The following is an 11,239-nucleotide window of genomic DNA, read 5'->3' as shown; positions in this document are numbered from 1 at the left end:
CGTAATCCGACATCACCACCAACGCCAACGAAGCCACCAACGCCAACGCCACCCACGCCACCCGCGCCAACGATATTGTCGGATTACGCGTGGCTACGCCCCGCTAATCCGACCTACCTGACGACGATGGCGGAGAGATGGGCAAGCACAGCGCGTAGGTCGGATTAGCGGCGCAGCCGCGTAATCCGACATCACCACCAACGCCAACGAAGCCACCAACGCCAACGCCACCCACGCCACCCGCGCCAACGATATTGTCGGATTACGCGTGGCTACGCCCCGCTAATCCGACCTACTTAAGCGCAGCGAGCTGCCCAGCAGCGTTGCTATCATCGCTGCATGGATTCCCACACCTTCTGCAGGCGCTTGGCCGACACCGGCATCGGCGTCCGCAATTCCTGCGCAAACAGCGATACGCGCAGCTCTTCCAGCATCCAGCGGAAATCGACCAGTTTCGGGTCCGTGTTCTTGCCGGCCTGGCGGTCCTTGGCCTGGCGCAGATACGGCGCGGCCGCCGATTGCCATTCGGCCATCAGCTTGGTGTCGCGGGCCGGGTCGGCGCGCAGCTTTTCCAGGCGCACATTGATCGCCTTCAGATAGCGGGGGAAATGCGCCAGCTGCGTGTACTCGTTTTCCGTCAGGAAGCGTTTATGCACGAGGCCCTGCAGCTGCGACTGGATATCGGCCGCCACCGCTGCGGGAATATTCTGCAGGCGCTTGGGCAAGCCGTGGAATTCCGTCAGCACTTGCGACAGCAAACGGGCGATTTCATTCACCAGCAAGACCAGACGCGACTTGCCCTCCGCCTGGCGCTTGGCGAACGAGGCGGCGTCCAGCGGCAGCGGATCTTGCAGGCAGGCGATATCGAGCGCCTTGTTGATAATTTGCTCGCGCAACTCTTCCTGTGACCCCAGGGCCATGAATTGCATGCCCATCTGCTGCAAACCCGGAATGCTTTTCTCGACGTACTTGATCTGCTCCTTCATTTGCAGCGCGAACAGACGGCGCAAGCCGATCCTGTGCGTGCGGGCGGCCACGGTCGGATCGTCAAACACTTCCAGATCGCAATGCGTGCCCTTGTCGACCAGCGCCGGGAAGCCGATCAGGGTCAGCTTGCCTTGCACGATCTCCAGCAATTCCGGCAATTCGCCGAAGGTCCAAGCCGTCAAGCCCATGTGCTGCGAGACGGAGGCGTTGCCTGACGCCGGTGCGGCCGCAGTGGCTGCGCCCTTGGCCGGCGCGCCGCCCTTGCCTGCGGCAGCGTTGACGTTGGCAGTGACACCCTGCGCCTGCGCCTGCAGCCGCGACGCCACTTGCGCGCCCGCCACCTTGGCACCGGGCGTGCCCGTGCCGGAAACACCCGACACTTCGGCCAGCTTCTGGAAACTCTGGCGCGCCTGGCCGCCGAATTCCGCCTGCAGGGTGGCCAGGTTGCGGCCCATGTCCAGCTGGCGGCCATGCTCGTCGATCACCTTGAAATTCATGAAGTGATGGGCAGGCAGAGTTTCCGGCTTGAAGTCCGTCGTCAGCACGTTGATCGTGATCTGCGTGCGGATATCCGCAATGATGGCGTCGATCAGGTCGCCGCGGCCAAACACGCCCGCCGCATGCACGCGCTCGCAGAATTTGGCGGCGTAATCGGGCAGCGGCACGCAGTGGCGGCGCAGCTTTTGCGGCAAGGACTTGAGCAGCAGATGCACTTTCTCCTTCAGCATGCCCGGCACCAGCCATTCGCAGCGCTCGCGCGGCAACTGGTTCAAGGCATACAGCGGCACGCTCAAGGTCACGCCATCGCGCACGCTGCCCGGCTCGAAATGATACGTCAAACCCATTTCCAGCCCGGTCACCGACATGGTTTTCGGGAACAGGTCCGTCGTTACGCCAGCCGCTTCGTGGCGCATCAGCTCGTCGCGGTTCAGGTACAGCAGCTTGGGGTTCTCGCGCGTGGCCTCCTTGTGCCATTTTTCGAAGCCGGCGCCATTGCATACGTCGGCCGGCAGCAGCTTGTCGTAAAAGGCGGCGATCAGCTCATCGTCGACCAGCACGTCCAGCCGGCGCGACTTGTGTTCAAGGTTCTCGATGTCCTTGATCAATTTATGGTTGTGCGCAAAGAAAGGCGCGCGCGTGTCGAAGTCGCCGCCCACCAGCGCGTCGCGGATGAAGATCTCGCGCGCTTCCGGCAGATTGAAATTGCCGTAGTTGATGCGCCGCTGGCTGTACACCACCAGGCCATACAAGGTCGCCCGTTCGGACGCTGTCACTTGCGCCGAGCGTTTTTCCCAGCGCGGCTCGCCCCAGGATTTCTTCAGCAAATGCTCGCCGACTTTTTCCAGCCACTCGGGCTGGATCTGCGCCACGCAGCGCGCATACAGCCGCGTCGTGTCGACCAGTTCGGCCGCCATGATCCACTTGCCCGGCTTTTTCAGCAGCGAGGAACCGGGCCAGATGTGGAACTTGATGCCGCGCGCACCCAGATAACCGGCGCCCGGCTCGTCCTCGCCCTTGAAACCGATATTGCCCAGCAAGCCGGTCAGCAAGGCCATGTGCAGGTTGTCGTAGGTGGCCGGCGCTTCGTTCAGGCGCCAGCCCTGCTCCTTGACGATGGTCAGCAGCTGCGAATGCACGTCGCGCCATTCACGCAAGCGCATCTGCGAGAGGAAATTCGTGCGGCAATTGTCCTGCAACTGGCGGTTGGTTTTCTTGTGCTCGATGGCGGACTCGAACCAGCGCCAGATTTTCAGGTAGCTGAGGAACTCCGACTTCTCATCGGCAAACTTCTTGTGCGCCTCGTCGGCCGCCTGCTGGTGTTCCATCGGGCGGTCGCGCGGGTCTTGCACGGACAGGGCGGATGCCACGATCAGCACTTCCGTCAAACACGCGTTATCGAGCGCGGCGAGGATCATGCGGCCCACGCGCGGGTCCAGCGGCAGCTTGGCCAGCTTGTTGCCCAGCGGCGTGAGCTTGTTGACGTCATCGACGGCGCCCAGCTCCTGCAGCAATTGATAACCGTCGGCCACCGCGCGCGCCAGCGGCGGCTCGATGAAGGGGAAGGTTTCCACGTCCGTCAGGTGCAAGGACTTCATGCGCAGGATGACGGCCGCCAGCGAGGAGCGCAGGATTTCCGGTTCCGTGAATTTCGGGCGCAGCAGGTAATCCTGCTCTTCGTACAAACGGATGCACACGCCGTCGGCGACGCGGCCGCAACGGCCGGCGCGCTGGTTGGCGGCCGACTGGGCGATCGGCTCGACTTGCAGCTGCTCGACTTTATTGCGGTAGCTGTAGCGTTTCACGCGCGCCAGGCCCGCGTCAACCACGTAGCGGATGCCGGGCACGGTCAGCGAGGTTTCCGCCACGTTGGTGGCCAGCACGATACGGCGCGCATTGCTGGTCTTGAACACGCGCTCCTGCTCCTCGGCCGACAAACGGGCGAACAGGGGCAAGATTTCCACGTGCGGCGGGTGGTGCTTGCGCAGCGCTTCGGCACAGTCGCGAATTTCACGCTCGCCCGGCAGGAACACCAGCACGTCGCCCGAACCGATGCGGCACAGTTCTTCCACGCCATCGACGACGGCATCCATCAGGTCGCGCTTTTCACGCGCGGCGGCGGTCCTTTGCCCCGGCTTGTCGGCGTTCGCGCCCGCACCCGGCATGGCTACCTGCTCGCGCTCGACGGGGCGGTAGCGCACTTCCACCTGGTACAGACGGCCCGACACTTCGATCACGGGTGCCGGTTTTTCCGGCGTGCCGAAATGCCGCGCGAAGCGTTCCGCATCGATGGTGGCCGAGGTGATGATGATTTTCAGGTCGGGCCGGCGCGGCAGCAGCTGCTTCAGATAGCCAAGCAGGAAATCGATGTTCAGGCTGCGTTCGTGCGCTTCATCGATGATGATGGTGTCGTAGTTTTTCAACAACGGATCGGTCTGCGTCTCGGCCAGCAAGATACCGTCCGTCATCAGCTTGACGGACGCGCCCTTCGTCAGGGTGTCGGCAAAGCGGACTTTAAAGCCGACCGTCTCGCCCAGCGGCGTACCGAGTTCCTGCGCGATGCGCTTGGCCGTCGACGAGGCGGCGATGCGGCGTGGCTGCGTGTGGCCGATCAGGCCCTTCTGTCCGCGTCCCAGCTCCAGGCAAATCTTCGGCAGCTGCGTCGTCTTGCCGGAACCCGTCTCGCCGGAAACGATGATGACCTGGTTTTCCGTCAGGGCCTTGGCGATTTCGGCGCGCCGGCCCGAAACGGGCAAGTCTTCCGGATACGTAATTGGCGGCAGCGGATTGCGGAAAGCCTTTTCCGCCTCGCGCGCGGCGCGCGCCGTATCTCGAGCCTCGCGGGCCTCCGCACTCTCGCGACCAGCCGCCGCATTGCGCGGCGCCTGTCCTTCGCGCGGCGGACGTGGCTGGGATGGAGCTTGGCGCTCATTGCGCTCACCGCGCTCCCCCGCCCTCTGCTGCTGTTGCTGCCGCTGCTGCTCTTTCGGCTGCTCCCCGCGCGGTGCCGCCGGCCGTTGCTGGCTCACGGGCGGACGCTGGCGCCCCGGCGCGGGCGCGGGCGTGGAGACGGGAACGGAGGCGGCATCGGGCGCAGAAACGGGCGCGGAAACGGGCACATTCGCAACGTTGGAAGGAGGGGAAGACTTATTGCTGGCTGAAGACATTGTTTTTTACAGGTATTTTAAGCGCGCACATCGCGCAGCGAATTATAATGCGCTTAATGGAAAACCCTACCCAATTCGTCCAATGGCTGCGCTCCGTCGCGCCCTACATCCACGCCTTTCGCGGCAAGACCTTCGTGGTCGCCTTCCCCGGTGAACTCGTCAGCGCCGGGGCGCTGCAGGTGCTGGCCCATGATCTTTCCCTGCTGCATGCGCTCGATATCAATGTGACCGTCGTCTACGGCTCGCGGCCGCAAGTGGCGGAACAACTGGCCCTGCGTAACGTCGAAGGCCGTTTCCACAATGGCGTGCGCATCACCGACATTGCCGCACTGGAATGCGCGAAGGAAGCTGCCGGCGAGCTGCGCCTCGACATCGAGGCCGCCTTCAGCCAGGGCTTGCCGAACACGCCCATGTCGCATGCGGCCATCCGTATCATTTCCGGCAACTTCATCACGGCGCGTCCGCTGGGCGTGATCGATGGCGTGGACCTGGAACTGACGGGCATCACGCGCAAGGTCGATGCCGAAACCATCCATTCCATCCTCGGTTCGGACGGCCTGGTACTGCTGTCGCCGCTGGGCTTCTCGCCGACGGGCGAAGCGTTCAACCTGACCATGGAAGACGTGGCGTGCAGCGCCGCCATCGCCCTGCACGCGGATAAACTGATTTTCATTACCGAAACGCCAATGATGGAAGACGCGACAGGCGTGGAAATCCGCGAACTGTCGTCGCACCAGGCCGAAGCCGTGCTGATGGCGGGCTTCCTGCCCGACGCCACGGCGTTTTACCTGAAACATTGCGTCAAGGCATGCCACAACGGCGTCGAGCGCTCGCACATCGTGCCCTTCTCGATGGATGGCTCGGCCCTGCTGGAATTGTTCACCCATGATGGCGTGGGCACCATGATCAGCCATGAAAACCTGGAAAGCCTGCGCCAGGCCACCATCGAAGACGTGGGCGGCATCATCAAGCTGATCGAACCGCTGGAAGCGGACGGTACCTTGGTCAAGCGGGGCCGTGAGCTGATCGAGCGCGAGATCGATTACTTCTCCGTCATCGAGCATGATGGCGTGATCTTCGGCTGCGCCGCGCTGTACCCGTTCCCCGCGCAAAAGATGGCTGAAATGGCATGTTTGACGGTCAACCCGGAAGTGCAGGCCCAGGGCGATGGCGAGCGTATCCTGAAACACATGGAAAACCGCGCGCGCGCCGCCGGCCTGAACAAACTGTTCGTGCTGACCACGCGCACCTCGCACTGGTTCAAGAAACGCGGCTTCGTGCCGGCCACGGTCGATGATTTGCCGAAGGACCGCCAGCACATGTATAACTGGCAACGTAAATCCCAAGTGCTGATCAAGACCCTGTAAAACTGAAAAAGCCCGGCATGCCGGGCTTTTTTACATTCAGATCGTTATTTGATATTCAATGGGGCAAACGACTTGACCAGGTCGTCGAGCGCCTTCAATTGCGCCAGGAACGGTTCCAGCTGGTCCAGCGGCAAGGCGCTGGGGCCGTCGCAGCGGGCATTGTCGGGGTCAGGATGGGCTTCCAGGAACAGGCCGGCGATGCCGACGGCCAGGCCGGCGCGCGCCAGGTCCGCCACTTGCTGGCGGCGGCCACCCGAAGCGGCGCCACCGGGGTCGCGCTGCTGCAGCGCGTGCGTGACGTCGAAGATGATCGGCAAGTCATCGCACGTTTTTTTCATGACGCCAAAGCCCAGCATGTCGACCACCAGGTTGTCGTAGCCAAGGCAAGTGCCGCGGTCGCACAGGATCAGTTGATCGTTGCCCGCTTCCTTGAATTTCTCGACGATATTGGCCATCTGGCCAGGGCTGAGGAATTGCGGCTTCTTGATGTTGATGACTTTACCGGTTTTCGCCAGGGCCACGACGAGGTCCGTCTGGCGCGCCAGAAAGGCGGGCAATTGCAGCACGTCCACCACTTCGGCCACCTGCTGCGCCTGCCATGGTTCATGCACGTCGGTAATGACGGGCACGCCGAACGCCGCTTTCACATCCTGGAAGATACGCATGCCCTCTTCCAGGCCCGGGCCACGGTAGGAATGGATGGACGAGCGGTTGGCCTTGTCAAAGCTGGCCTTGAACACATATGGAATCCCCAGTTTTTGCGTAACGCGCACATATTCTTCGCAGGCGCGCATGGCGAGATCGCGCGACTCGAGCACGTTGATGCCGCCAAACAGCGCGAAGCTGCCTGTGTTGCTGACATCGATGCCATGGACTTTCACTGAGGTCATAGGGGATTCCATATTGGTTAATTACTACTACTGGGTTCGAAGAGGCGCCGCCAGCGGCGGGCGCGATAAAGCATCTTACTAGCTAGGGCGGCGCAGATCAAATTTGATCCAGCGCAAGGGCGCGGCAAACGGCGCGTGGCCCGGCCGCGACGGCCCCGCGAAGGGACGCGCAAAGTGCCTTATAATCACGCTTTATCTCTACACTGATTCAGGAGCACAGATGGCCCGCACGATCCACTGCATCAAACTCAACAAGGAAGCCGAAGGACTGGACTTCCCGCCGTACCCGGGCGAACTGGGCAAGAAGATTTACGAATCGGTGTCGAAAGAAGCCTGGGCTGCCTGGCTCAAGCACCAGACCATGCTGGTCAACGAAAACCGCCTGAACCTGGCCGACGCGCGCGCCCGCAAATACCTGGCCACCCAGATGGAAAAGCATTTCTTCGGCGATGGCGCCGATGCGGCCATGGGTTATGTGCCGCCAACCGAGTAAGCACGGCGCGGCTCACTCTCGGGCCTCGGTTGCTCGCTGTACCGGATGTACAGCTCCGCTACTCGGCCCGATATTGAGCTTGTTCGCCACGGTTGCAAAGGTGCCGATGCGGTGAATTCTTTTTAGCTCATCGTCACCTCTATCCCCTCCCTGCTTCACGCCGCCTGACGCCGTTTCACGGCCATCCCTCCCCGTTTCGTCGCACATCGCTGGCCGCCCATGCCGCCGGCAGGCACAGTACGTCCATCGACAACGACTTTCCAAGGCGGACACCATGTTGCAGCACATCTTCAGCCACACTCCCCTGTATGTCTGGGCCATCCTGGGTTTTCTCGTCTACCGTGGCGTGCTGGCCAGCCGCGCGCGCGAAGTGACCTTGCGCAAGCTGTGCATCATTCCCCTCGTCATGCTCGTCCTGTCGCTGAGCGGCGTGCACGGCAGTTTCGGTTTCGACGGCATGGCGCCGTTCGCCTGGGCGACTGGCGCATTGGCGGGCGCGGCGCTGGCATGGTCGCTGACGGATGCGCGCAAGCTGACGGCCTGTCCCGAGCGGGGCAGCGTGCAGCTTCCCGGCAGCTGGCTGCCGTTGATATTAATGATGAGCATCTTCTGCATGAAATATGCGGTGGCCGTGACCCTGGCCGTCGCTCCAGCGACTGCCCATGCGCCCGGCTTCATCGTGCCTGTCTGTCTCGCCTATGGCTGCTTCAGCGGCCTCTTCCTCGGTGGCTTGCTGCGAACCATGGCCGTGTACCGCCAGGCGCACATGACAAGCGGCCCGCAAGGGGCCGCCGTGTAAGACAAGTGCAAATGCCGGCAAACGCCGGCTATCCCCTTAGTACGCCAGGGTGCGCACGCCTTCCGGCATGCCCAGCAGGCAAACGTTGGCGCCGCGCACGGCGAACAGGCCCACGGCGATGACGCCGACGATCTGGTTGATCTGCTGTTCCAGCGCCACCGGGTCGGCGATCTGCAAGCCCAGCACGTCGATGATCTCACCGCCGTTATCCGTGATGAACGCTTCGCCAGTACCCGCCTTCAGGCGCAGGCGGGGCGTGCCGCCCAGCGCGGCCAGCTGGCGCGAAACGGCGGCGCGCGCCATCGGGATGACTTCCACCGGCAACGGGAAGGCGCCCAGGGTGTCCACCAGCTTGGAACCGTCGGCGATGCAGACGAACTGTTTCGCGACCGAAGCCACGATCTTTTCACGCGTCAATGCCGCGCCGCCGCCCTTGATCATGGCGCCGCTGGCCGTGATTTCATCGGCGCCATCGATGTAGACGGCGATCGATTCGACGTCGTTCAAGTCGAACACGGGGATGCCATGGCCTGCCAGGCGGGCGGCCGTCGCTTCCGACGAGGCCACGGTGCCCTTGATGCTGTCCTTGATCTTGGCCAGTTCATCGATAAAGAAATTGGCGGTGGAACCGGTACCGACGCCGATGATTTCACCTTCCACCACATAGTTGATGGCGGCACGGGCTACGGCTTGCTTCAATTCGTCTTGGGTCATGGCATTCAGGCTAAAGTGAGGAATGCCGCTATTTTAACGGATTGCCGTAGCGGCCAGCCGCCCATGCTGACAGGCCGCGGCATTTGAGACAACAGCGGCTTGCGAATATTTTGCCCTAGAGCAATTCGCCAGCCAATTACTCTCTATGCCCTTTAAAATATGCGAAAATGGCACGATTGACAGATATGACGTTTCAGGAATAACACATGACTCACAGTAAACAGGTACTTGTTGTCGATGACAGCCGGGTTTCACGTTTGATGTCGCATCAGTTCATCCTCAGCAAACATGCCGACTGGCAGGTCATCGAGGCGGCGACGGGTGAAGAAGCCCTGGAAAAAGTCAAGACCATGACCCCTGTGCTGATATTACTGGATGTCAACATGCCCGGCATGGGCGGCGTGGCGGCGGCGGAGCAATTGCGCGCGCTGTGCCCGCAAACGCATATCGTGCTCGTCACGGCCAATGTGCAAAATGCCATCCGCAACCGCGCCAGCGAACTACAAGTTGGCTTCATGGAAAAACCGATCACGGAAACCCGCATTCACCAGTTGATCGAGTCATTGGGGCTGTGAGCATGGTCAATCTCTCCGAACTGGAAAACGATGCCCTGGTAGAGATATTCAACATCGGCGTGGGCCACGCGGCGGCGGCGATGAGCGAAATCGTCAATGAAGAAGTCACCATGTCGGTGCCCTCCATCACGTTCCTGAACCGCGCCGACGCGGCGGCCTTGCTGGGCAGCAAAAAAGATGGCGAACGCATCTGCGGCGTCAGCCAGCACTACGATGGCGCTTTCGCCACCGAAGCCATCCTGATGTTCCCAGAAGACAAAAGCCTGGAAATCGTGCGCCTGATGGTGGGCGATGCCATGCCGCTGCAGGAACTGACGGAGATGGAACAGGAAGCGATGAGCGAAATCGGCAACATCATCCTCAATTCCTGCGTGGGGACGCTGGCCAACCTGTTCGACAGCGAACTGCATGGCTCGCTGCCCCTGTACCACGTGGGCACCAGCGCGGAAATCCTGTCCTCGTTCGGCGGCCACGACGACGACGCCGTCGTGCTGATGCTGCACATCGACTTCGTGCTGTCGAAGCACCAAATCCATGGCTATGTGGCGTTCGTGCTCGACCTGTCCGCCTTGCACGACCTGAAGCAGCAAGTCAGCCACTACCTGGCCAAGGTCCTGGGCCAGGCGTGACGATCATGCCCGATGCATTGCACCGACTCGCCCTGCTCGAAAGCATCATCGGTGCCGTCAACCTGGGCGCCATCGTGCTCGATGAAGCGCACCGTATCGTGCTGTGGAACCACTGGATGGCGCGCCACTCCGCCCGGACCGCTGAAAGCGTGCTGGGCCAGGACTTTTTCGCCATCTTCCCTGAGCTGCGCCACAAGCGCATCGCGTCGGCCATCACCCAGGCCCTGCGCGACAATTTCCAGTCGCTGCTGTCGCAAACCCTGCACAAGGCGCCGTTTGCGCTGTACACGCATGGTGCCGCCGCCGGCGCCGAGGAAGGCCAGGAACGCATGCAGCAGGCGATCGCCGTCACGCCCATCAATCTGCCCGCTTCGCCGCGCCATTGCCTGATCCAGATCAATGACGTCACCATCGCCGTGGGGCGCGAGAAACTGCTGCGCGAACAAACCATGGTCTTGCGCTCGCAAACCTTTTCCGACGGCTTGACGGGCATCGCCAACCGCCGCCACTTCGACGTCGCCATCGAGAAGGAAATGCGGCGCGCCATGCGCACGGGCAACCCGCTGTCGCTGCTGATGATCGATATCGACCATTTCAAGGATTACAACGACCATTACGGCCACCAGCAGGGCGACGACTGCCTGATACGCGTGGCGGCCGAGCTGGCCGCCATGCTGCAGCGCCCCACCGACCTGCTGGCGCGCTACGGCGGCGAGGAATTCGCCGCCATCCTGCCCGACACGGATGCGTCGCAGGCGCTGGGCATGGCCGAAGCGATCCGCCAGCGCGCGGCCGATTTGCGCATCCCCCATGCGAAGACGGGCAATGAAGCCAAGCACATCACGGTCAGCATCGGCATCGCCACCCAGCATCCGCACCAGCCGCTGGCCATTTCCGCCCTCATCGGCGCCGCCGACCGCGCCCTCTATCTGGCCAAGCGCGCGGGACGCAACCGCGTGTCAGGACAGGCGTGCTAGGAAAGCAACGCACCACGATTAATTCCTGTAGACATCTTTACGGCGGGTGCGTAGACTCGTAGCTGATTGCAGCAAAAACAACAAGAATTTGTCTGTGGTATCTATCCCCGCGCATGGTTCCCCCGTGCAGGATACGGCCAGGA

9 protein-coding genes are annotated in these 11,239 nt (G+C 62.2%); 6 read left to right on the top strand and 3 right to left on the bottom strand.

Going from position 1 to position 11,239, the window contains the following annotated elements; genetic code table 11:
- Window positions 1-329 precede the first annotated feature (329 nt).
- Window positions 330-4,652: an ATP-dependent RNA helicase HrpA gene (hrpA, locus tag ACQ4WR_RS16670; protein ID WP_436488543.1), complete on the bottom strand. Its 4,323-nt coding sequence runs from the start codon at window positions 4,650-4,652 to the stop codon at window positions 330-332.
- Window positions 4,653-4,708: 56 nt separating this feature from the next.
- On the opposite strand from hrpA, the gene argA reads away from it, so the two are divergent.
- Window positions 4,709-6,019: an amino-acid N-acetyltransferase gene (argA, locus tag ACQ4WR_RS16665; protein WP_046685875.1), complete on the top strand. Its 1,311-nt coding sequence runs from the start codon at window positions 4,709-4,711 to the stop codon at window positions 6,017-6,019.
- 44 nt (window positions 6,020-6,063) lie between these two features.
- On the opposite strand, the gene kdsA is transcribed toward argA, so the two are convergent.
- Window positions 6,064-6,909, bottom strand: coding sequence for a 3-deoxy-8-phosphooctulonate synthase (gene kdsA, locus ACQ4WR_RS16660; RefSeq protein WP_034750794.1), 846 nt, complete (start codon window positions 6,907-6,909; stop codon window positions 6,064-6,066).
- A 220-nt stretch (window positions 6,910-7,129) separates the two neighbouring features.
- On the opposite strand from kdsA, the gene ACQ4WR_RS16655 reads away from it, so the two are divergent.
- On the top strand, window positions 7,130-7,402 hold the full coding sequence (locus tag ACQ4WR_RS16655; RefSeq protein WP_034750797.1) for an oxidative damage protection protein: 273 nt from the start codon (window positions 7,130-7,132) through the stop codon (window positions 7,400-7,402).
- 274 nt (window positions 7,403-7,676) lie between these two features.
- Window positions 7,677-8,201, top strand: coding sequence for a DUF6622 family protein (locus ACQ4WR_RS16650; RefSeq protein ID WP_436488541.1), 525 nt, complete (start codon window positions 7,677-7,679; stop codon window positions 8,199-8,201).
- A 36-nt stretch (window positions 8,202-8,237) separates the two neighbouring features.
- On the opposite strand, the gene rpiA is transcribed toward ACQ4WR_RS16650, so the two are convergent.
- A complete protein-coding gene (rpiA, locus tag ACQ4WR_RS16645) occupies window positions 8,238-8,915 on the bottom strand; it encodes a ribose-5-phosphate isomerase RpiA (protein ID WP_436488539.1) in 678 nt (225 codons plus the stop codon).
- Between the two features lie 206 nt (window positions 8,916-9,121).
- Here rpiA and ACQ4WR_RS16640 point away from each other — a divergent pair, with 206 nt between their 5' ends.
- The 3 genes from ACQ4WR_RS16640 to ACQ4WR_RS16630 are packed head-to-tail and all read left to right on the top strand — an operon-like array spanning window position 9,122 to window position 11,096.
- The gene (locus ACQ4WR_RS16640) at window positions 9,122-9,490 is read left to right on the top strand and encodes a response regulator (protein WP_102296535.1); all 369 of its coding nucleotides are present in this window, start codon (window positions 9,122-9,124) and stop codon (window positions 9,488-9,490) included.
- Window positions 9,491-9,492: 2 nt separating this feature from the next.
- Window positions 9,493-10,119: a chemotaxis protein CheC gene (locus tag ACQ4WR_RS16635; RefSeq protein ID WP_102296537.1), complete on the top strand. Its 627-nt coding sequence runs from the start codon at window positions 9,493-9,495 to the stop codon at window positions 10,117-10,119.
- 5 nt (window positions 10,120-10,124) lie between these two features.
- Window positions 10,125-11,096: a diguanylate cyclase gene (locus tag ACQ4WR_RS16630; protein ID WP_436488536.1), complete on the top strand. Its 972-nt coding sequence runs from the start codon at window positions 10,125-10,127 to the stop codon at window positions 11,094-11,096.
- The last annotated feature ends 143 nt before the right edge of the window (window positions 11,097-11,239 follow it).

The organism is Janthinobacterium amylolyticum (assembly GCF_051380655.1).
Classification (GTDB): domain Bacteria; phylum Pseudomonadota; class Gammaproteobacteria; order Burkholderiales; family Burkholderiaceae_D; genus Janthinobacterium.
Note: the sequence above shows the minus strand (reverse complement) of the source record. Positions and strands in the feature narration are given on the sequence as shown.